Source organism: Vreelandella lutescens (assembly GCF_014640815.1).
Classification (GTDB): domain Bacteria; phylum Pseudomonadota; class Gammaproteobacteria; order Pseudomonadales; family Halomonadaceae; genus Vreelandella; species Vreelandella lutescens.
This window is the reverse complement of the sequence record NZ_BMHM01000005.1, coordinates 199,642-221,113: the sequence shown is the minus strand read 5'-3', so window position 1 is coordinate 221,113 and position 21,472 is coordinate 199,642. Positions and strand designations below refer to the sequence as shown.

Genomic DNA, 21,472 nt, shown 5'->3' with positions numbered 1-21,472 from the left:
TACCATGCACGCTTCACATGACGGAGATGTCGATGCCGCAATCCTCTTTTGACCCGCTGCGGGCGCTGGCCATTGGCACCCAAGCGCTGGGTCTTGCGCTGATTATTACCTTAGAAACGGTCCTGGGCGACGGGGCGCGCCCTTGGCAGGGAGTGGTGCTCTTTGCCATGGTCGCCGTGGCGCTTTCCATCGCCTTGGTGCGGCTGTACCGTAAGAAACGTCGCCAAAAGCAGCTGGCTCGCCAACAGAATGAACACGGCGATGCCTAGCGCCTGCCAGCCTGGGGCTTATCACGCAACACAGTGGGCGCTGCTGCTTCTGGTGTGTAGCCTGCTGGTAGGCTGCACCCATCCGGTGGTGCGCGAACATCAAACGGCGCTGGGCATCGCCGATGCTCGGCAAACATGGTTAGGCAACCAAGTGGCCGTCGCCGCCGCTGAGCAAACCGACCCCGATGGTTTTGCGCTGCTTGCCAATGGTCGGGAAGCGTTTGCGGTACGTGTGGGGTTAATTCGGCAAGCGCAGCGTGAATTGGATATCCAGACCTACTTGCTGGGCGATGGGCAAACGACTCGATTAGTGCTTTCTCAACTGATTGATGCCGCTGAGCAAGGGGTGCGCGTGCGCCTACTGGTGGATGATATAGGCGCTATTGGTCAAGGGGAGCGTTTAGCCGCGCTGGCCAGCCATCCGGATATCCATGTGCGCGTTTATAACCCGCTCGCCGTGGGCCGTGGGCACATAGTGACGCGTGTGTTGGCATCGGCGGTGGACCCCGCTCAGCAGCATCGCCGTATGCACAATAAGCTGTGGGTGGCTGATAACAGCGTGGCCATTGTGGGGGGCCGCAATCTTGGCGATGAGTATTTTGATGCCAATGATACGCGTAACTTTGCCGATTTAGACGTTGTCGCTATTGGCGAAGTCGTGCCTGCGCTGTCCAACAGTTTTGACCTGTACTGGAATCACGGCTTAGCTCAGCCGATTGAGCGCTATCACCGGGTGGATGCCAACGCTTGGCAGGGGCTGGAGCGCGATTTAGAGGCTTGGCTGGAGGCGCATGCGGATTCTGAGTACTTCACCGAGCTTCGACGCCAGCCAAGGCGCACGCCGCCTTGGGAAACCTTGCACTGGGGCGAAGGCTTAGCGATATGGGATGCGCCGGGTAAGCTTTCATACCCTGGCACGCCAGAGTGGCAAAACACGCTGTTGGGAGATCTGACGGCTGCTACGGAGCTGAACGAGCGGCTCGTTGTTATTTCCGCCTACTTTGTTCCCACTGAGCGTGGTGTAGAGCGCTTGGTTGAGTTAGCGGATCAGGGCGTTGAGGTCGATATCATCACCAATTCGCTCGCCTCCACTGATGCGGCGGTGGTGCATGGCGCTTATGCTCCCTGGCGAAAGACGCTGCTAGAGAGTGGGGTCAACCTGTATGAACTGCGCCCAGAGCAAGACACCACCACGTCTGAGGCGAGTGAAGAGATGCGGGTGCCTGGCGCGTCAGCGTCAGCTCTGCATATCAAAGCCATTCGCTTTGATGACCAGCTGTTTGTCGGCTCTTTTAACGTTGATCCGCGCTCCATTTTTTGGAATACCGAGGTCGGCGTGCTGATCCGAAGTGAGTCATTGATGCCGGCGTTTAATGAATTGGTGGCCACCGGTCGCGACCCTTCGATTAGTTATCAGCTGACGCTTGATGATAACCATCAGCTGCTTTGGCAGTTTGAACGCGAGGGTCAGCCGGAAGTATTGACGGACGAACCCGGTACCAGGTGGCAGCGTTTTAACGCTTGGCTAAGCCATACCCTGCGCCTTGAACGGTGGTTATAAGAAAATTGTAATGTAGCGTTAGAAAGCGTTACTTGTGTTTTTGGCGCGACGGTTCCAGATTAAGAGGAGCCCTGCGCTGGACAGTCGGGGCACTCAACATACTGGGAGCGACAAACAATATGATTAATAAGCGCGCATTAGCCATTGCCGTAGCGGCCTCATCACTTGCCTTAACCGGAATGGCCCAGGCGGAAGTTAAAGTTGGCTTCTTGGGCGGCTTTACCGGGGGTATTGAGAGCCTGACACCCCCTATCTTTGCGGGTGCTCAACTGGCGGTTGCCCAGGTCAATGAGCAGGGGGGAATCTTAGGGGGACAAACCCTGGTAATGCCTTCGGGCGATACGACGTGTTCCGACGCATCCGCTGCCTCTAACGCCGCTGACCGGATGGTGAACTCTGAAAACGTGACCGCTATTGTCGGCGCGCTGTGTACTGGGGCAACCATTGCCGCTGCTAACAATGCCGCGATTCCCGGCGGTGTGCTGATGGTGTCTCCGGCATCGACCGCGCCGGCGGTCTCGGAGCTGGACGACAATGACCTGGTGTTCCGCACCGTGCCTTCCGATGCTTTCCAGGGTGAAATGCTCGCGAAGCTTTTGTTGGATAAAGGCATCGACTACGTTGCGGTCACCTTTGTGAACAACGACTACGGTCGTGGCCTGTCCGATGCCTTCAGTGCGGCGTTCACGGACGGTGGTGGCGAAGTGGCAGAAAACCTGGCCCACGAAGACAACCGTGCCGACTACCGTTCTGAGCTGGGCTCGCTCTCTGCCAGCGGCGCCGATACGTTAGTGGTGTTGGCGTATGCGGACACGTCTGGTCAAACCGTGCTGCGCCAGGCCTATGAGAGCGGTATGTTCACCCAGTACGTGGGTGCCGACGGTATGGTGGGCGACAGTCTTGTGAACGCCATTGGTGCGGATGTGCTGGATGGCATGATTGCCACCCGCCCCGGTAGCCCAGAGCTACCCGGCACCGAGCTATTTAATACCGCCGCTACGGAAGCCGATATCGACCCTAGCGCGGTGTTTGCCGCCCAAGCGTACGATGCTGCCTTCCTGGTAGCGCTGGCCATTGAGCAGAACGGCAGCGCCGACCGCGAAGGGCTTGCTGAGGCGTTACGCAGCGTATCGAGTGCGCCGGGTGAAGTGATTCTGCCGGGCGAGTGGGAGAAGGCCGTCGAGCTCATCGCCGCGGGCACCGATATCAACTACGAGGGCGCCTCTGGCTCCCACGAGTTTGATGACAACGGTGACGTACCGGGCGTAGTGGTTGAGATGGTGGTAGAGAACGGTACGTTTACCAGTAAAGGCCAAGTGGATCTGTAACACGACGACCTGTCAGTGGCTCACTCAGTGAGCACTGACACTGGGTAGATAGCAAACCGCCCCCGCTCAATGAGCGGGGGCGGTTTTTTTAGGAGACGCGATCTTGTTAGCCGTGGCTCTTAATTTTTTCGGGCAGCAATCCTTTAGGCGCAAAGCGCAGCACCAGCGTAATCAGCATCCCAATGACCAACACCCGCGCTTGAAGCGCTCGGCTATCCATATTGCTAGGCGCATCCCAGCCGAAGGTGCCTTCGCCAAATGCGACGGCTAGCTGCATTAAAAACAGCGCCAACGGCTCCGACATAATCCAGATGATGTACACCGCGACCGCACCAAAGATGGTGCCTAGGTTATTACCTGGGCCGCCCAGAATGACCATCACCAGCACTAAGAAGGTGTGGTTGAGGGGTAAGTAGCCTTGTGGGTCGAACAGGCTGTTGAAGGTGCCCAACATGCCTCCCCCCAAGCCCATCAAAATGCAGCCCAGCACGAAAATCTCCAGGCGACGCTTGTTGATGTCCTTACCCATGGCGGCTGATGAGACTTCGTTATCGCGAATCGCGCGAATCATCCGCCCCCAAGGGGCGTGGTAAGCGCGATGCAGCAGGAAGAAAATCACCGCAATCACTACCGCCGTCACCGAGAGGTAAATCGCGCGGGAGAGCGTAAACCCCAGCTCGGCGGGGCCAGGGGTTGGCCAGGGCAGCGGCGAGACCGTCGCTGTGCCGCGGGTCAGCCAGTCGGAGTTTTTCAAAAACGCCTTGATGATCTCGGCAATCCCCAGGGTGGCAATAGCGAGGTAGTCGCTGCGCAGCCCAAGGCACACATGGCCGATAAAGTAGCCCACGCCACCGGCCAGCGCACCGCCGACAATCCAACCCACCCAGGGCGGCAGTCCAAACCCACCCACAAAGCCCGCCTGGGACTGAATTTGGCTGGTCACATCGCGCAGCAGGCTAATCACAACGAGGTAGAGCACTACCGCCAGCACGACCGCAATCACGGTGCGCAGCTTTTTCGGTACGCCTAATCGGTCAAGCTTGGTAGCGCCTACGACCAGCAGCGTTGCCGCAATGCCATAAAGCAGCACTTGGCCTAGCTCGCCCGGTAGCTCCGTGCCCCAAAAGGCATCATTGACCGGCACGCTAAACAGCATGGCGCAAAACCCGCCAAGGGCCACAAAGCCCATCACCCCGGCGTTAAACTGCCCGGCGTAGCCCCACTGAATTGTCAGGCCCAAGGCCAGAATGGCGTAACAGGCGGCTTCTACCAGCATGCGCGTGCTGTATGCCGCGCCCATGAGTGCATAGACCGCCAGTACCGCTATAAGCAGCGCGCCAAACAACACCAGTTCGCGCAGCGGGAAGCGGCGTGTCTGGGTGGCGTCTTTCGGCGTGTAGGCAGGGTTACGAGTATTGGTTGGATGACTCATTAGATCACCTTGCCTTTAAACAGGCCGGTCGGGCGCCACACCAGGATGGCCACCAGAATAAAGAATGGCACCACAATCTTGTATTCAGTGCCCACGAAGGCGAGATTCGATGGCAGCGTCAGCCATTCGGGGAAGCTGTCTTGGAACGGGCGTAGCAGCACGTTCCAGTTGAATACCGCCAAGGTCTCAGCAAAGCCAACCACAAAACCACCGGCAATTGCGCCATACGGGTGTCCCACCCCGCCCACAATGGCCGCTGCGAAAATCGGCAATAGCAGGAAGAAGCTCAGGTCCGGTTTGAAGGTGACGTCTAAAGAGAGCAGCGTGCCCGCAATGGCGGCCAGGCCACCTGCAATCACCCAGGTAACGGCCACAATGGTATTGGTGTTGATACCCGACGCCTGCGCCAGTTCTGGGTTGTCAGACATGGCGCGCATCGCCTTACCCAACCGGGAGCGGTTAAGGAAAAGGTGAAGTGCAACGACCGCCACCAGCGTAATCACAAACAGATAAATCTGCGGCTCGGTGATCACAATCGGTGCCCGAGCGCCTTCAAACGGCAGCGCTAGACGAAAGATCTCTTTGCGATCATCGACATACAGGCTTTGCCCGCCGGTTCCTGAGAACAGGCGAATAAGACCCTGCAGCATCAGTGTGACGCCCAGCGAGCCAATCACCATCACAATAGGCTTTACGCCGTGGGCGCGCAGCGGCTTGTAGAAGGCCTTATCGATGCCTACCGCGAGTAGGGCGGTGAGCAGCATGGCCAGCGGCAGCATAATCAGCGCCGTGGGTACGCCAATACTGGCACCCACCGCCGGGAAAGCGGTGGTGAGCAGCAGCACCATAAAGGCACCGAAGGTCATCATGTCGGCATGGGCAAAATGGGCAAAGCGCATAATGCTGAAAATCAGCGTAACGCCAATCGCACCAATGGCATAAATCGAGCCGGTAACGCTGCCCGCAATCACCACGTTATTAATAAAAAAAGCCAGTTCGTTCACGCGTTTCTCCCCCGGGCTAGCCGCCCAAAAAGCTTTTGGCGACATCAGGGTCGGCAAGCAGTGCCGCCCCGGTATCCGTAAAGCGGTTCTGGCCCGCTGCCAGCACAAAGCCTTTATCGGCAATGGCCAAGGCCTGCTTGGCGTTCTGCTCGACCATTAAAATGCCTACGCCTGCGGCGTTGATCTTCTTCACGCGGTCGAAAATCTCGTTCATATAGAGCGGTGATAGGCCCGCCGTGGGCTCGTCCAGGAGCAGCAGGCTAGGTTCTGCCATGAGGGCACGCCCCATGGCGACCATCTGGCGTTGCCCGCCTGAAAGCTCGCCAGCAGGCTGGTGGCGCTTTTCGACCAGCGGGGGGAAAAATTCGTAGACCTGTTCCAGCATGCGCTTCACGTTTTGCGGCTTCAGGTAGGCGCCCATTTCCAGATTCTCTTTGACCGAGAGGCTGGGAAACACGTTTTTTTCCTGGGGCACAAAGCCCATGCCACGCTCAACGAGCTGGTTGGGGGGTAGGTTGTGAATCGGCTGGCCGTTGAGCAGGATCTCGCCCTGGTTCACGTTGAGCAATCCAAACACGGCTTTGAGCATGGTGGACTTGCCCGCGCCGTTGGGGCCGACAATGACGCCGACCTCGTCGGCATACAGCGTCATATTGACCCCGTTTAAAATATTCATGCTGCCATAGCCGCCGTGCACATCGCGTGCATCAAGCAGTGGCTGGGGTGATGCGGGAGTGGATGACATAAAGGTGTCTCAGCAAGCGCTGCGTTGGGGTGGCCATCGCAACGATATTGTTGTAGCCCCTATGGTTAGCCCGTTGTTGGCTAGCATTGGTCACTGTTGTTTATTAGGTTGCTGCGCTTTAAGCGGCATCAGAGCCGAAATAGGCTTCAATCACCGCTGGGTTATTTTGTATATCTTCAATGTGCCCTTCGACCATGACGCTGCCCTGGGCAAGCACAATGACCGGGTCGCAGAGCCGCGAGATCATGTCCATATCATGCTCAATCACTAAGAAGGTGTAGCCCATCTCGCGGTTGAGTCGTTCGATATTGCCCATCAAATCGCCCAGCAGGGTGCGGTTTACCCCGGCGGCAATTTCATCCAGCAGCACGACCTTGGCATCGGTCATCATGGTGCGTCCAAGCTCTAGGAGCTTTTTCTGACCGCCGGAAAGGTTGCCCGCCAGTTCGTTGCGCACGTGGTGCAGGCCCACAAAATCAATCACCTCCAGTGCGCGGCGGCGCACCTCAGCCTCTTGCTGGCGTACCAGCCCTGGCTTAAACCAAGTGTTGAAGAGGCTTTCACCCGCTTGCTGGGGCGGCACCATCATCAAATTTTCTAGCGCGCTCATTTGACTGAACTCGTGGGCAATTTGGAAGGTGCGCAGCAAGCCTTTATGAAAGCGCTGGTCGGCACTAAGCGTGGTGATATCTTCACCATCCAGCAGAATAGAACCGCTGTCAGGTGTCAGGGCACCAGCGATCAGGTTAAACAGGGTCGATTTACCCGCCCCGTTGGGGCCAATCATGCCGGTAATCGAGCCTTTCTCTACTCGAATCGAGCAATCGTTGATGACGTGTAGCCCACCGAACGCTTTATTAACGTGTTGTACTTCGATAAGCGGTTGCATGGTGTCCTCGGACGGCAGGCGACCCGTGGGTCGCCTGCGGCATGGATGTTATTGTTAAGCCTTAGTGTGGCGCAGCCGCTGGCTGGCGGCAAAGGCCCCCACAATGATGAGCGACCCCAAGGCAGGAATGAAGTAACCCTCCACCTGAGGAATGGTGCGCAAAAAGACAAAGGAAACCGCTGCCGGGCCCACAAAACGCACTAAGAAACGCCAGATCTTAAACCATGTCGCGTTGGTGCCAAGCTCCTTCATTACTTCACTTTGCGTCAGCGCCCAGCCTGCAAATAGCGCAATCATCAGACCGCCTAGTGGCATAAAGATATTGGTCAGCAGCTCAATAAATTCGAAGGCGCTGCGGCCAAACAGGCTATGGAAGATAGTCCCTTCCGCCCATACGTTGAAGCTCACCACCGTCAGTAGGCCCATTGCCCAGGCGGCAACGACCATAATCATGACGGCCTGCGGGCGGGTCATATCAAAACGCTCCACTAGGAAGGCAGCCACTGGCTCAATCAGGGAAATTGATGAGCTAATCGCCGCACCCAGTACCAGGATAAAGAATACGCCGCCCACCAGGGCTCCAAACGGCATCTCGGCAAAGGCCAGCGGCAGCGTTACAAACATCAGCCCGGGGCCTTGCCCGGTTTCAAGGCCTGCGCCAAAGACCAGTGAGAAGATCGCTAGACCTGCCACCATCGCGACCGCTGTGTCTACAAAAGCCACGGCAATGGCCGTGCGCGTCAGTGAGGCTTCGCTGGACATGTAAGCGCCATAAGCCATGATCGCGCCCATCCCCAAACTCAAGGTAAAGAAGGATTGGCCCATCGCCTGCAGCCAGCCTTCCAGGCTCAGGTCGCTGAGATTAAACGTGAACAAGAAGCTGGCAGCAGCGCCCACATCACCATTGATGATGCCGTAAATCAGCACCACGATCAGAATCACAAACAGCGCAGGCATCATAATGCGCAGGCCAGACTCAATGCCTTTATGAATCCCCATGCCGACAATCAGCGCCGAGCCTGCGATAAACAGCGTGTGGTACAGCGTCATCAATCCAGGCGAGGCGAGCAGTGCATTAAAGCCGTCGCTAATGGTTTGGGCATCGGCACCCACTAACGAGCCAGTGAGCATCAGCCAGGTGTAGTGCAGCGCCCAGCCGGCAATCACCGAATAAAAGCTTAAAATCAAAAAGGCAGAGGCGGCCCCCAACCACCCAATCGACTCCCACGCTCGGGACGTTTTATGGGTTTTAGTGAGGTGGCGCATACCCATAATCGGGCTTTGACGGCTGGTGCGACCCAGCATGGTTTCAGCAATTAAGATCGGGATGCCAACAGCGAAGATGGTCAGTGCATAGACCAGAATAAAGGCACCGCCACCGTTTTCACCGGTCAGGTAGGGAAAGCGCCAAAGATTACCTAGGCCAACAGCAGAGCCGACGGCTGCTAGCAAGAATGTGCCTTTGTGAGTCCAGACGTTATGACCGCTCATGTGAAGGAGTGTCCGTGTAAGGGTGCAAGGATGGGGGTAGGTATCCAAACACTTGTATGAATTGTAGCCCGTTAGCTGTCCGCTGGCGCTAACGATTGCGCTACTTTGCGATAGAACGACCACGCTTACCAGCGTGCTAGCGTTTAGGTTGCGTTAACGAAGCCGTTTGGTAGTGCGTGTAACAGGCAACACTGCGAAGAGGCGTTTCATAAAAAAGCCCGCACAGCGGCGGGCTTTTGACGAACGGCGGTTAGCTTACTTCTTGCTAGCGCGCTTACGCTCGTTTTCGGTCAGGTGCTTCTTGCGCAGGCGGATGTGGCTGGGCGTGACTTCTACCAGCTCATCGGAGTCCAGGAACTCAATGGCTTGCTCAAGGGTGAACTTGATCGGCGGCGTCAGAACGATGTTCTCATCGTTACCGGTCGAGCGCATGTTATCGAGCTTCTTGCCCTTAGTCGGGTTCACCACCATGTCGTTGGCACGGTTGTTAATACCGATCAGCATGCCTTCGTACACTTCAGTCGCGTGGTCGATGATCAGCTTGCCGCGCTCTTGAAGGGCGTACAGGGCGTAAGCCAGCGCCTTACCGCCTACCATAGAAACCAGTACGCCGTTGCGACGCTCGATAGACGCATCGGGCTTCAGCGGGCCGTAGTGGTCAAAACGGCTGGTCAGGATGCCGGTGCCTGACGTCAGGGTCAGGAACTGACCACGGAAGCCGATCAAACCGCGTGCAGGAATGATGAAGTCCAAACGAACGCGGCCTTTACCATCCGGGTTCATGTTGGTCATCTCACCTTTACGGTAGCCCAGCTCTTCCATGATGGAGCCTTGGTGCTGCTCTTCACAGTCGATGATGACTTCTTCGTAGGGCTCTTGCTTAACGCCGTCGATCTCTTTGATGATGACTTCCGGGCGGCCAACGGCGAGCTCGAAGCCTTCACGACGCATGGTTTCGATCAGTACCGACAGGTGCAATTCACCACGACCAGAGACTTTAAACTTCTCGGGTGTTTCGCCTTGCTCAACGCGCAGAGCGACGTTGTGGATCAGTTCCTGCTCTAGACGATCTTTGATGTTACGGCTGGTGACGAACTTGCCGTCTTTGCCAGCGAACGGCGAGTCATTGACCTGGAAGGTCATAGACACGGTCGGCTCATCAACAGACAGCGGCGGCAGCGCTTCAACGGCGCTTGGGTCGCACAGGGTGTCAGAGATGGACAGGTCTTCGATGCCCGTGACACATACGATATCGCCAGCGGTGGCTTCGGTGGTTTGAACTCGCTCAAGGCCCATATGGGTCATCACCTGACCGATTTTGCCCTTACGAGTCGTACCATCAACGCTGATGACCGAGATCTGCTGGTTAGGCTTCACGGAACCACGCTTGATGCGGCCAAGACCGATAACGCCGACGTAGCTGTTGTAGTCGAGGGCAGAAATCTGCATCTGGAACGGGCCATCAACTTCAACGTGCGGCGGCTCAACAATGTCCACAATCGCTTGGAACATCGGATCCATGTTGTCGGCCAGCGCGTCCGGGTCCATGCCGGCAATACCGTTCAGCGCCGAGCAGTAGATAATCGGGAAGTCGAGCTGTTCGTCGGTCGCACCCAGGTTGTCGAACAGATCAAAAATCTGGTCGATCACCCAGTCCGGGCGAGCGCCGGGGCGGTCGATTTTGTTAACCACGACAATCGGCTTCAGGCCCTGAGAGAAGGCTTTCTGGGTCACGAAGCGCGTTTGCGGCATCGGGCCGTCTACGGCGTCAACCAGCAGCAGAACCGAGTCCACCATGGACATAACACGCTCAACTTCACCACCGAAGTCGGCGTGCCCAGGGGTGTCCACGATGTTGATGTGGTAGCCCGTACCATTACCATCCTGCCACTGAATAGCGGTATTTTTGGCCAGGATGGTAATACCACGCTCCTTCTCCTGGTCATTGGAGTCCATGATACGCTCTTGACCTTCGGCCTTACGGTCGAGCGTGCCAGACTGGCTTAACAGTTTGTCTACCAAGGTAGTTTTACCGTGGTCAACGTGGGCGATGATGGCAATGTTGCGAAGATTCTCGATCACGACGCGATCCTGCTAGAAAAATAGGGCGGCATTATAGGGTCTGGGGGTGGTCCACTACCAGCGCTGTCTTAAATAAAGCAGCAAGTCAATAACCTAAACGCGGCAGTTTTCGCCCTTGTGGCGCTTCCGTTAAGATAGGCGTTTTCCCAGTTGGGGCAAGCACATGACCATCGGTAACCTGATGCGTTTGTTAAGCGATGGCGAGGTTCATTCCGGTGAACAATTAGGTGAAACGCTAGGCGTTTCCCGAGCCGCCGTGTGGAAACAGCTAAAAAAATTAGAGACGCTGGGTGTGGAGCTGGTGGCCGTGAAGGGGCGAGGCTATCGGTTAGCTTGCCCGTTAGAGCCGCTGGATGGGGCTAAAATCGTCGAGCGCCTGCCCGCCGATGCTCGCCACTTGCTGGCACGATTGTTTGTGGAAGATCAGCTTCCCTCCAGTAATGAGTACCTGCGCGAGCGCTTCACGCAAGGGGCAGGGCATGGCGAAGTCTGCTTTGCGGAGCTGCAAACCGCCGGACGCGGGCGTCGTGGCCGCGTATGGTCAACGCCGTGGGGGCAAAGCCTCATGGTGTCGGTGGGCTGGCGGTTTGAGTCGGGTATCAACGCGCTGGAAGGGTTGAGCCTTGCGGTGGGTGTTGTGGTGTCCCAGGTGCTGGAGCAGTACGGTGTGTCGCCCAAGCTGAAGTGGCCCAACGACGTGCTGTTGGCTGAGCAGGGCGATGAGTTGGGCAAGCTGGCCGGTATCTTGATTGAAGTCACCGGTGATGCAGCAGGTCCCTGCGAAGTGGTGATCGGCTTGGGGATGAATCTATCGCTACCTGAGCGCCTGCGTGCCACCATTGATCAGCCGGTGGCAGCGCTGTTTGATGCTAAGGCGGGCATTTCCCGTAATCAGCTAGCGGCCGATATGGTGGCGGGCCTGCTGAATCTGCTGGCAGGCTTTGAATCTCATGGTTTTGCCCCCTGGCGCAATGCCTGGAATCAGCGGCACGCCTATGCAGGGCTGCCTATCCGAGTTATTCAGGGCGAACGCACCAGCGATGCCGTCGCAGGAGAAGTAGATGAGAGTGGTAACCTGTGGGTTACCGAAAACGATCACTCGCGACGCCTATCGGGCGGTGAGATCAGCGTACGTAGGCGCCTATGATTTTGGATTTAGATATCGGCAACACGCTGTCGAAATGGCGGCTTAAAGATGCCGAGAGCAGCGAGATCCGTTCGCGAGGAGCCGTGTGGACACGGGAAGAGTGGCGTCCAGGAGCGGATATTCCTGACCTGGATGTCGTTGAAGCGGTGCGGATCTCCAGCGTTGCCAGAGCGGCCGTGCTGGATGACACCGTGGCGCTACTGCGCCGTCAGGTGCGACATGTGTACGTCGCCCGCTCAACCCCAGAAGCACTGGGTGTGGTGAATGGTTACGAAGAGCCAGGTCGGTTGGGCGTTGACCGCTGGATGGGGGCGCTGGCGGGCTATCAACTGGCAGGTGGTTGCTGCGCAGTAGATTGCGGAAGTGCGATTACGATTGATTTCGTACTGCCCGGCGGCGTGCACCTGGGCGGCTTTATCATCCCTGGTCTGCGCTTAATGAAAGAGAGCCTGAAGCTTGGCACCCGCAATGTCGCGATCGACCCCGAGAGCGAAGCTGATGCGCTTCTGGAGCCTGGGCGGCGTACGGTGGATGCGGTGAATCACGGTATCTATATGGCGGCGGTGAGCGCCATTAATCGTATTTACAGTGAGGTATGCGATCAGCAGGGGGTCGCGCTCCCCATGCTGCTTACCGGGGGGGATGCCAGGGTGGTATCGCGAGGTGTGCAAGTGCCCCACGCGGTATGGCCGGACATGGTGTATGGCGGGCTTGAGGCAAGCTATCCCTTAACCTTTGCTGAGCGAGCGGGCAAAATGTCAGGCGCGCCGCGGGTGCCTGAGCCCGTATCCTTAGAAAAAATTCGCGCAGGCCTTGCATTCTCCATGTTGCTTTGACAGAATGCAGCGCGTTCCAGAGCGGAAGCAGCGCTAGAAAACACGTTGCCTCCAGCAAGCTTTGATAAATAAAGAGTTTGCAGGCTTGACACCGTTTTGGAGGCTGGCATAATATGCCGCCACAGCTGGAGAGGTTCCCGAGTGGCCAAAGGGAGCAGACTGTAAATCTGCCGCGAAAGCTTCGAAGGTTCGAATCCTTCCCTCTCCACCAAGTTTATCAGGCGTTGGCTAATTCAGCGCTTGGGAATGAAAAGCCGGTAAGCGGGCATTAGCTACTGTTACTCGTGCAGCGGATTGTCATTCTATAGGCAAGTTCGGCGGGCGTAGTTCAATGGTAGAACCTCAGCCTTCCAAGCTGATGGTGCGGGTTCGATTCCCGCCGCCCGCTCCAGTTTGATGTGTTTTGGCTCATGTAGCTCAGGGGTAGAGCACACCCTTGGTAAGGGTGAGGTCGACGGTTCAATTCCGTCCATGAGCTCCATATTGCGAAGAAAGCGAGCGAAGCTCGCTTTTTTTGTCTTCGCCTTCTGCGTAATGCAAAAGGTGGGAAGTAAGGGTTGTCAGGCGGTGTTTTCTCCGCTACTATGACGCCCGCTATTGCGTAGGCGTTTGCTTATGCATGTGACGATACAGGCCAGTAGCTCAATTGGCAGAGCAGCGGTCTCCAAAACCGCAGGTTGGGGGTTCGATTCCCTCCTGGCCTGCCAACCTTCCCCAGGTTGGTATGTCTTTTCTAGAATTCCTTTGTCGCTCGCTGCACCCTTAGGAGTCTCGTTTTTATGAAGCCTAGTTCCGTAAAACATGGCGCAGAGGTGCAACAGACGCGCCATGACGGGCTCAAATGGGCAGCGGTTGTGGCGTTGCTTGTCGTTGCAGTCGTTGGTAATACCTATTTTGCCGATATTGGCCTGCTCTACCGCGTCTTAGGTGTGGTGGTGTTGTGTGCGCTTGCTGGTTTGATCGCCTTAACAACCACGAAAGGTCGCGATTTAGTTGAGCTTGCCATAAGCGCCAAGAAAGAGATTCAGCGCGTTGTATGGCCGACCCGTCCCGAAACAATTCAGACAACGGCTATTGTGCTGGTGGCTGTGTTGGTGGTGGGGTTGATGCTGTGGTTGATTGACACTCTTCTTGGCTGGGCGATGTCCGGCGTCATTGGTTAGGAGTTTTCATGTCCAAACGTTGGTACGTCGTCCACGCCTATTCCGGCTTTGAAAAGCATGTCATGCGCTCGCTGATTGAGCGTGTGAAGATGTACGGCATGGAAGACCGCTTCGGCGAGATCTTGGTGCCGACGGAAGAAGTTGTAGAGATGCGTGACGGTAAGCGCCGTAAGAGTGAGCGCAAATTCTATCCTGGCTACGTGTTAGTCGAGATGGAAATGGTAGATGAAACCTGGCACTTGGTAAATGAAACGCCACGCGTCATGGGGTTTATCGGCGGTACCAAAGAAAAGCCCGCCGCCATTACCGCTCGCGAAGCAGAAGCTATCCTACGTCGCGTAAAAGATGGCACCGACAAGCCGCGGCCTAAAACCATGTTTGAGCCGGGTCAGTCAGTTCGCGTTATTGATGGTCCATTTGCCGACTTCAACGGTGTTGTTGAAGAGGTGAATTACGACAAGAGCCGTCTGCAGGTCAGCGTGCTGATCTTTGGGCGTGCGACACCTGTTGAACTTGAGTTCTCTCAGGTAGAAAAAGAGTAATTTCAAAATGTTGCAGGGTGGTGCGCAGTGCGTGCCACCCTGGATTCATGTAAAGCAGCCCAGCGCTGCTTTACGCGTACCGGGGAGCCGTCAGGCGCTATCACCCAACTGGAGTATTTACCATGGCCAAGAAAGTACAGGCTTACATCAAACTGCAGGTTGCTGCAGGTAAAGCCAACCCGAGTCCGCCCGTAGGCCCCGCGCTGGGTCAGCACGGCGTGAACATCATGGAATTCTGTAAGGCGTTTAACGCTGCGACTCAAGAAATTGAGCCGGGCCTGCCGACGCCTGTCGTGATCACTGTTTACTCTGACCGCAGCTTCACGTTCGTCACTAAGACGCCGCCAGCTGCCGTACTGCTGAAAAAAGCAGCGGGCATCAAGTCTGGTTCTGGTGAGCCGAACAAGAAGAAAGTCGGCACCGTGACCCGCGAGCAGCTCGAAGAGATCGCCAAAACCAAAGAGCCTGATATGACGGCTTCTGATCTCGACGCCGCGGTGCGCACCATTGCTGGTAGCGCTCGTAGCATGGGCTTAAACGTGGAGGGTCTCTGATCATGGCTAAACTGTCTAAGCGCGCGAAAGTCATTCGCGAGAAAGTAGACACGAACAAAGCGTACTCTCTGGAAGAAGCCGTTGCGCTGCTTTCTGAGCTGTCTACCGTTAAGTTCAAAGAGTCTCTTGACGTTGCGATCAACCTTGGCGTTGACCCGCGTAAATCTGACCAGGTTGTACGTGGCGCCACCGTTATGCCTAACGGTACTGGCAAAGATGTACGCGTAGCGGTCTTCACTCAGGGTGCAAACGCCGACGCTGCTAAAGAAGCGGGCGCTGACATCGTGGGTATGGAAGATCTGGCTGATCAGGTCAAGAAAGGCGTGATGGACTTTGACGTTGTTATCGCTTCTCCGGATGCGATGCGCGTTGTAGGTCAGCTGGGCCAGATTCTTGGTCCGCGCGGCCTGATGCCGAACCCGAAAGTTGGCACCGTAACGCCTGACGTGGCGACTGCGGTTAAAAATGCCAAAGCGGGTCAGGTACGTTTCCGTACCGACAAAAACGGCATTATCCACACCACGCTGGGTAAAGTTGATTTTGACGTAACCGCCGTTCAGGGCAACCTGGAAGCGCTGGTTGCTGACCTGAAGAAGCTCAAGCCGAGCTCCTCTAAAGGTATCTACTTTAAGAAGATTACCCTGTCCACTACCATGGGTCCGGGTTTGACTCTCGACCACTCCGCGCTGGTATAAGCGGGTTGTCGGCAGGTTTTTAGTAAGAACCGAGCAAGAACTTTGCGGTCCCTCGTCGGGTGTTACACCCAGCGAGGCGCCGTCAAAGACCGCAGGTGCCGCCTTTTCTTATGAAAGTAGGCGGCTTAATCGCCCTAGAGCGCCTGCGCAGATGGTGTGGCCGCCAGTTGGTTAACGCTTTTCGCAAGCCGCTTTCTGGTGAGCACCATCCCCTAAGGCTTCCAGTGTAGGTTGTTAGTACCTGGAAGAGATGGTAACCACCGGAGCCTTTTATGGGTTCCGGCACGAAGGAGTGATCACTGTGCCACTAGCACTTGAAGGCAAGAAAGCGATTGTTGCCGAGGTCAGTGAAGCGGCCAAGGGCGCACTCTCCGTCGTAGTTGCCGATTCTCGCGGCGTCACGGTCGGTAAAATGACCAATCTGCGTAAGCAGGCGCGTGAGAATGGTGTAGAGCTGCGTGTTGTTCGTAACACGCTGGCTCGCCGCGCCCTCGAAGGCACTCAGTGGGAGTGTCTGAACGAGAGCTTTGTTGGTCCTACTCTGCTGGCTTTCTCTACTGAGCACCCGGGCGCTGCCGCTCGCTTGTTCAAAGAGTTCGCTAAAGACGAGAAGAACTTCGAAGTTAAGGCGTTGGCCTACGAAGGTGAGCTGATTCCGGCTGCTGACATCGATCGTCTGGCAACCCTACCGACTTACGACGAAGCAATTGCCAAGTTGATGTCGGTAATGAAAGAAGCCTCCGCTGGCAAGCTGGTTCGTACTCTGGCCGCCCTGCGCGACCAGAAGCAAGAAGCAGAAGCTGCCTAAGCAGCGTTTCTTGCAGGCGGCGTGAACGATGTGATCGATCCGCTGCCTGAACCGAGCAATGAACCCCGAGTCCTCGGCTGACCGAGACTCCCGCAAAGTTAGGAATGAAACAATGGCACTGTCCAAAGACGATATCATCAATGCTGTAGCCGACATGTCCGTAATGGAAGTTGTCGAGCTGATCGAAGCAATGGAAGAGAAATTCGGCGTTTCTGCTGCTGCAGCTGTTATGGCTGGTCCGGCTGCTGCTGGCGAAGCTGCTGAAGAGCAAACCGAGTTCGATCTGGTACTGGCATCTGCTGGTGACAAGAAAGTTAACGTCATCAAAGCTGTTCGTGAAATCACCGGTCTTGGCCTGAAAGAAGCCAAAGGTGCCGTTGACGGCGCGCCGGCGACCATCAAAGAAGCGATGTCTAAAGACGACGCTGAAGCAGCTAAGAAGAAGCTGGAAGAAGCGGGCGCAACCGTCGAGCTCAAGTAATTCTTGTGCTGATGGCTTTACGCGCTGCGTAAGCTTCCACGGCTGGCGGCGGGCTATCCCGCTGCCGGCCTTTTTCTGTTGTAGTATGCTGCAAGGCAATACATCAGAAACGCTGCGTTAAAAAGCAGCAAAACAGTAAGACCGTTGTTGTGAAGCGTACGTTGTTGTAACGCGTAAGTTGTGAAGCGCGAGTGATGCTAGCAAGCGACAGCAAAGCGCGAACAGCACTACTGTAACACTGTTATCTATCAAGATTTTTGACGGCGAGCTACCGATTTAGGAGCTTGCTGTCTGCGTCTGAAACGCCCGCGGGGCAGATGACCACGCATCGGTCACCCATGGTGAACAAGCTGGGGAATACAGATGGCTTACTCATATACTGAGAAAAAACGCATCCGCAAGGATTTCGGCAAACTGCCCCAAGTGATGGATGTGCCTTACTTGCTGGCCATCCAGCTTGATTCCTACTACGACTTTCTCCAGCAGGATCGTTCGCCCGACGAGCGCCACGAGGTTGGCCTGCACGCGGCGTTCAAGTCCGTGTTCCCGATCGAGAGCTTCTCCGGCAATGCGGCCCTGGAGTACGTTAGCTACCGCTTCGGTACGCCGGCGTTCGACGTTAAAGAGTGCCAGCTGCGTGGTGTGACGTACTCCGCCCCGCTGCGTGTCAAGGTTCGCTTGATCATCTATGATCGCGACTCCTCGAACAAGGCAATCAAGGATATCAAAGAGCAAGAAGTCTACATGGGGGAAATCCCCCTGATGACTGAGAACGGTACCTTTGTGATCAACGGTACTGAGCGGGTTATCGTTTCCCAGCTCCACCGCTCACCCGGTGTGTTCTTTGATCACGATAAAGGCAAGAGCCACTCTTCTGGTAAGTTGCTCTACTCTGCTCGCGTGATTCCTTACCGTGGCTCCTGGCTGGACTTCGAGTTCGACCCTAAAGACAACGTCTTTGTACGTATCGACCGTCGCCGCAAACTGCCGGCGTCTGTGTTGATGCGCGCGTTGGGTATGAGCACCGAAGAGATCCTGGCTGAGTTCTTCGAAACCAGCAAGTTCCACATTGAGAAGTCTGGCTTCTCCGTGGAGCTGGTGCCGTCACGTCTGCGTGGTGAAACCGCTACTTTCGACATCAAGGATGGCGAAGGTGAAGTGATTGTCGAAGAAGGCCGTCGGATCACCCAGAAGCACATTCGTCAGCTTGAAAAAGCCGGCCTTGAGCGCCTGGAAGTGCCGATGGAGTACCTGTTCGGCAAAACGCTGGCGAAAGACCAGATTGATACCAAAACCGGCGAGCTGATCTGCCCGTGTAATACGGAGATTACCCCGGAAGTCCTTGAGCGCATGGCTCAGGGCGGTATCACGCATATCGAAACGCTGTACACCAACGACCTCGACTGCGGTTCGTTTATTTCCGATACCCTGAAGCTTGATGGTACGGGTTCAGCGCTTGAAGCGCTGGTGGAAATCTACCGCATGATGCGCCCCGGCGAGCCGCCCACCAAAGAGGCCGCTGAGACGCTGTTCCATAACTTGTTCTTCACCGAAGACCGCTACGACCTGTCGGGCGTTGGTCGGATGAAGTTCAACCGTCGTCTGCGTCGTGAAAGCGACACCGGCTCCGGCGTGCTGGATCGCAAAGACATCCTGGATGTGCTGCGCGAGCTGATCAATATCCGTAACGGCTTCGGCGACGTGGACGATATCGATCACCTGGGTAACCGTCGTATTCGCTGCGTAGGCGAAATGGCTGAGAACCAGTTCCGTGTCGGCTTGGTGCGCGTTGAGCGCGCGGTGAAAGAGCGTCTTTCCATGGCGGAAAGCGAAGGCCTGATGCCGCAAGACTTGATCAATGCCAAGCCCGTTGCGGCGGCGGTGAAAGAGTTCTTCGGTTCTAGCCAGCTTTCCCAGTTCATGGACCAGAACAACCCGCTTTCTGAGGTGACTCACAAGCGTCGTGTGTCTGCACTCGGCCCGGGTGGTCTGACCCGTGAGCGTGCAGGCTTCGAAGTACGTGACGTACACGCCACGCACTACGGCCGTCTGTGCCCGATCGAAACGCCGGAAGGCCCGAACATCGGTCTGATCAACTCACTGGCAACGTACAGTCACACCAACAGCTACGGCTTCTTGGAAACACCGTACCGCAAAGTGAACGCCTGTCAGGTCACTGACGATATCGTTCACCTGTCAGCGATTGAGGAAGGTGACTTCGTTATCGCCCAGGCGTCGGCGGCGGTTGACGAGTCTGGCAAGCTGATTGATGACCTGGTGCAGGTACGCCACCGTGGTGAAACGACCTTTATGCGTCCTGAGCAAGTGACGCTGATGGACGTATCTCCCCGTCAGGTTGTATCGGTCGCGGCGGCACTGATCCCGTTCCTTGAGCACGATGATGCTAACCGCGCCTTGATGGGTGCGAACATGCAGCGTCAGGCCGTTCCGACGCTGCGCGCTGATAAGCCGCTCGTGGGTACCGGTATGGAGCGCTTCGTTGCCCGTGACTCCGGTGTTTGTGCCGTTGCTCGCCGTGGCGGTGTGATCGACTCCGTTGATGCGCGTCGTGTGGTGGTTCGGGTTCATGAAGATGAAATCATTGGCGGTGAAGCCGGTGTCGACATCTACAACCTGACCAAATACACCCGTTCTAACCAGAACACCTGTATGAACCAGCGCCCCATCGTGCGTCCTGGTGACAGCGTCGCGCGTGGTGACATTCTGGCCGATGGCCCGTCTGTCGACATGGGTGACCTGGCGCTTGGCCAGAACATGCGCATCGCGTTCATGCCCTGGAACGGTTACAACTTCGAGGACTCCATCCTGCTGTCAGAGCGGGTTGTTCAAGAAGACCGTTTCACCACGATCCACATCCAGGAACTGACCTGTGTGTCTCGCGACACCAAGTTAGGGCCAGAAGAGATTACGTCTGATATTCCCAACGTTGGCGAGTCTGCGCTGGGTAAACTGGACGAAGCGGGCGTTGTATACATCGGTGCTGAAGTCGGCCCCGGCGACATTCTGGTCGGTAAGGTAACGCCGAAAGGTGAAACCCAGCTGACACCAGAAGAGAAGCTGCTGCGTGCCATCTTCGGTGAGAAAGCGTCTGACGTTAAAGATACCTCCCTGCGTGCCCCGACCGGCATGAAAGGTACGGTCATCGACGTTCAGGTGTTTACGCGTGACGGCGTTGAGAAAGACTCCCGTGCGCTCTCCATCGAGCAGATGCAGTTAGACGAAGTGCGCAAGGATCTTCAGGAAACCTACCGTATTGCCGAAGACGCAACCTTTGAGCGTCTCAAGCGTACGCTGGATGGCCAAGCGGTAAATGGCGGCCCGAACCTGAAGAAAGGCGACGTGCTGGACGAGGATTACCTCGACGAGCTGCCGCGTCAGCAGTGGTTCAAACTGCGCATGCAGGATGAAGCCTACAACGAACTGCTGGCCCAGGCCGATGAGCAGCTCGAGAATCGTCGTAAAGAGATGGACGAGCGCTTTGAAGATAAGAAGCGCAAGCTGACCCAGGGCGACGATCTCGCACCGGGCGTGCTGAAAATCGTCAAAGTCTACATGGCGGTGAAGCGTCGCATTCAGCCCGGTGACAAGATGGCCGGTCGTCACGGTAACAAAGGTGTTATCTCGGCGATCATGCCCATCGAAGACATGCCGTTCGACGAGAAGGGCGAGCCGGTCGATGTGGTGCTCAACCCGCTGGGCGTACCGTCGCGTATGAACGTCGGTCAGATTCTGGAAACCCACTTGGGTATGGCAGCACGTGGTCTTGGGGTCAAGATTGACGCCATGCTGCGCGATGCGCGTGGCCAGCAGGTCGCTGAAATTCGTGACTTCCTGGGTCAGGTGTATAACACGCCAGGCACTCGTGTTGAGGATATCGACTCCCTAACCGATGAAGAAATCATCGCGCTGGCGAAAAACCTCAAAGGCGGTGTGCCGATGGCTACGCCGGTGTTTGACGGTGCCAAAGAGCACGAGATCAAGCATCTGCTGAAGCTGGCGGACATTCCTGAGTCTGGCCAAATGGCGCTGTACGATGGCCGTACGGGCGATGCGTTTGACCGCCCGGTTACCGTTGGCTACATGTACATGCTGAAGCTTAACCACCTGGTAGACGACAAGATGCACGCACGTTCTACTGGTTCTTACTCGCTGGTGACTCAGCAGCCCTTGGGTGGTAAGGCACAATTCGGTGGTCAGCGCTTCGGTGAGATGGAAGTGTGGGCGTTGGAAGCATACGGCGCCGCGTACACGCTACAAGAGATGCTCACCGTCAAGTCGGACGACGTCGAAGGCCGCACCAAGATGTACAAAAACATCGTGGATGGCGACCACACCATGCAGGCAGGCATGCCGGAATCCTTCAACGTACTCGTGAAGGAAATCCGCTCGCTGGGCATCGATATCGAGTTAGAGAGCTAGGAGCC

At 56.4% G+C, this 21,472-nt stretch carries 18 protein-coding genes and 4 tRNA genes; 16 read left to right on the top strand and 6 right to left on the bottom strand.

Annotated elements, in window-relative coordinates:
• Window positions 1-32 precede the first annotated feature (32 nt).
• The 3 genes from IEW65_RS14160 (at window position 33) to IEW65_RS14150 (ending at window position 3,158) form a co-directional block, all read left to right on the top strand.
• The gene (locus tag IEW65_RS14160; RefSeq protein ID WP_188640093.1) at window positions 33-269 is read left to right on the top strand and encodes a hypothetical protein; all 237 of its coding nucleotides are present in this window, start codon (window positions 33-35) and stop codon (window positions 267-269) included.
• Window positions 262-1,830, top strand: coding sequence for a phospholipase D family protein (locus tag IEW65_RS14155; protein WP_188640092.1), 1,569 nt, complete (start codon window positions 262-264; stop codon window positions 1,828-1,830). Before IEW65_RS14160 ends, IEW65_RS14155 begins: the two co-directional genes overlap by 8 nt.
• A gap of 119 nt (window positions 1,831-1,949) precedes the next feature.
• Window positions 1,950-3,158: an ABC transporter substrate-binding protein gene (locus IEW65_RS14150; RefSeq protein WP_188640091.1), complete on the top strand. Its 1,209-nt coding sequence runs from the start codon at window positions 1,950-1,952 to the stop codon at window positions 3,156-3,158.
• A gap of 106 nt (window positions 3,159-3,264) precedes the next feature.
• Here IEW65_RS14150 and IEW65_RS14145 read toward each other — a convergent pair whose 3' ends face one another.
• From IEW65_RS14145 to typA, 6 genes are all read right to left on the bottom strand, one after another.
• The gene (locus tag IEW65_RS14145; RefSeq protein WP_188640090.1) at window positions 3,265-4,590 is read right to left on the bottom strand and encodes a branched-chain amino acid ABC transporter permease; all 1,326 of its coding nucleotides are present in this window, start codon (window positions 4,588-4,590) and stop codon (window positions 3,265-3,267) included.
• A complete protein-coding gene (locus tag IEW65_RS14140) occupies window positions 4,590-5,594 on the bottom strand; it encodes a branched-chain amino acid ABC transporter permease (protein ID WP_188640089.1) in 1,005 nt (334 codons plus the stop codon). The genes IEW65_RS14145 and IEW65_RS14140 overlap by 1 nt, the downstream gene beginning before the upstream one ends.
• A 16-nt stretch (window positions 5,595-5,610) precedes the next feature.
• On the bottom strand, window positions 5,611-6,339 hold the full coding sequence (locus tag IEW65_RS14135) for an ABC transporter ATP-binding protein (RefSeq protein WP_188640088.1): 729 nt from the start codon (window positions 6,337-6,339) through the stop codon (window positions 5,611-5,613).
• A 118-nt stretch (window positions 6,340-6,457) separates the two neighbouring features.
• Window positions 6,458-7,228 (bottom strand): ABC transporter ATP-binding protein, encoded by a 771-nt coding sequence (locus IEW65_RS14130; RefSeq protein WP_188640087.1) that lies wholly within the window; start codon window positions 7,226-7,228, stop codon window positions 6,458-6,460.
• 54 nt (window positions 7,229-7,282) lie between these two features.
• Window positions 7,283-8,719: a sodium-dependent transporter gene (locus tag IEW65_RS14125; RefSeq protein WP_188640086.1), complete on the bottom strand. Its 1,437-nt coding sequence runs from the start codon at window positions 8,717-8,719 to the stop codon at window positions 7,283-7,285.
• Window positions 8,720-8,974: 255 nt separating this feature from the next.
• The gene (gene typA, locus IEW65_RS14120) at window positions 8,975-10,801 is read right to left on the bottom strand and encodes a translational GTPase TypA (protein ID WP_188640085.1); all 1,827 of its coding nucleotides are present in this window, start codon (window positions 10,799-10,801) and stop codon (window positions 8,975-8,977) included.
• Between the two features lie 163 nt (window positions 10,802-10,964).
• On the opposite strand from typA, the gene IEW65_RS14115 reads away from it, so the two are divergent.
• The 13 genes from IEW65_RS14115 (at window position 10,965) to rpoB (ending at window position 21,467) form a co-directional block, all read left to right on the top strand.
• Complete coding sequence (locus IEW65_RS14115) at window positions 10,965-11,948, top strand: biotin--[acetyl-CoA-carboxylase] ligase (RefSeq protein ID WP_188640084.1); 984 nt, start codon at window positions 10,965-10,967, stop codon at window positions 11,946-11,948.
• A complete protein-coding gene (locus IEW65_RS14110) occupies window positions 11,945-12,784 on the top strand; it encodes a type III pantothenate kinase (protein WP_188640083.1) in 840 nt (279 codons plus the stop codon). The genes IEW65_RS14115 and IEW65_RS14110 overlap by 4 nt, the downstream gene beginning before the upstream one ends.
• Window positions 12,785-12,911: 127 nt before the next feature.
• Window positions 12,912-12,995, top strand: a tRNA-Tyr gene (locus IEW65_RS14105).
• Window positions 12,996-13,101: 106 nt separating this feature from the next.
• A tRNA-Gly gene (locus IEW65_RS14100) sits at window positions 13,102-13,175 on the top strand.
• Between the two features lie 15 nt (window positions 13,176-13,190).
• Window positions 13,191-13,265, top strand: a tRNA-Thr gene (locus IEW65_RS14095).
• A gap of 150 nt (window positions 13,266-13,415) precedes the next feature.
• Window positions 13,416-13,491, top strand: a tRNA-Trp gene (locus IEW65_RS14090).
• Window positions 13,492-13,563: 72 nt separating this feature from the next.
• Window positions 13,564-13,947 (top strand): preprotein translocase subunit SecE, encoded by a 384-nt coding sequence (secE, locus tag IEW65_RS14085; RefSeq protein ID WP_188640082.1) that lies wholly within the window; start codon window positions 13,564-13,566, stop codon window positions 13,945-13,947.
• Between the two features lie 8 nt (window positions 13,948-13,955).
• A complete protein-coding gene (gene nusG / locus IEW65_RS14080; RefSeq protein WP_188640081.1) occupies window positions 13,956-14,489 on the top strand; it encodes a transcription termination/antitermination protein NusG in 534 nt (177 codons plus the stop codon).
• Window positions 14,490-14,611: 122 nt separating this feature from the next.
• Window positions 14,612-15,043 carry a 50S ribosomal protein L11 gene (gene rplK / locus IEW65_RS14075; RefSeq protein WP_009098963.1) on the top strand — a complete coding sequence of 144 codons (432 nt, stop codon included), beginning with the start codon at window positions 14,612-14,614 and terminating at the stop codon, window positions 15,041-15,043.
• 2 nt (window positions 15,044-15,045) lie between these two features.
• A complete protein-coding gene (gene rplA, locus IEW65_RS14070; RefSeq protein ID WP_188640080.1) occupies window positions 15,046-15,738 on the top strand; it encodes a 50S ribosomal protein L1 in 693 nt (230 codons plus the stop codon).
• A gap of 301 nt (window positions 15,739-16,039) precedes the next feature.
• The gene (gene rplJ, locus IEW65_RS14065; protein ID WP_188640079.1) at window positions 16,040-16,546 is read left to right on the top strand and encodes a 50S ribosomal protein L10; all 507 of its coding nucleotides are present in this window, start codon (window positions 16,040-16,042) and stop codon (window positions 16,544-16,546) included.
• A gap of 112 nt (window positions 16,547-16,658) precedes the next feature.
• Complete coding sequence (rplL, locus tag IEW65_RS14060; protein WP_188640078.1) at window positions 16,659-17,027, top strand: 50S ribosomal protein L7/L12; 369 nt, start codon at window positions 16,659-16,661, stop codon at window positions 17,025-17,027.
• A gap of 363 nt (window positions 17,028-17,390) precedes the next feature.
• Window positions 17,391-21,467 (top strand): DNA-directed RNA polymerase subunit beta, encoded by a 4,077-nt coding sequence (gene rpoB, locus IEW65_RS14055; protein WP_188640077.1) that lies wholly within the window; start codon window positions 17,391-17,393, stop codon window positions 21,465-21,467.
• Window positions 21,468-21,472 lie beyond the last annotated feature (5 nt).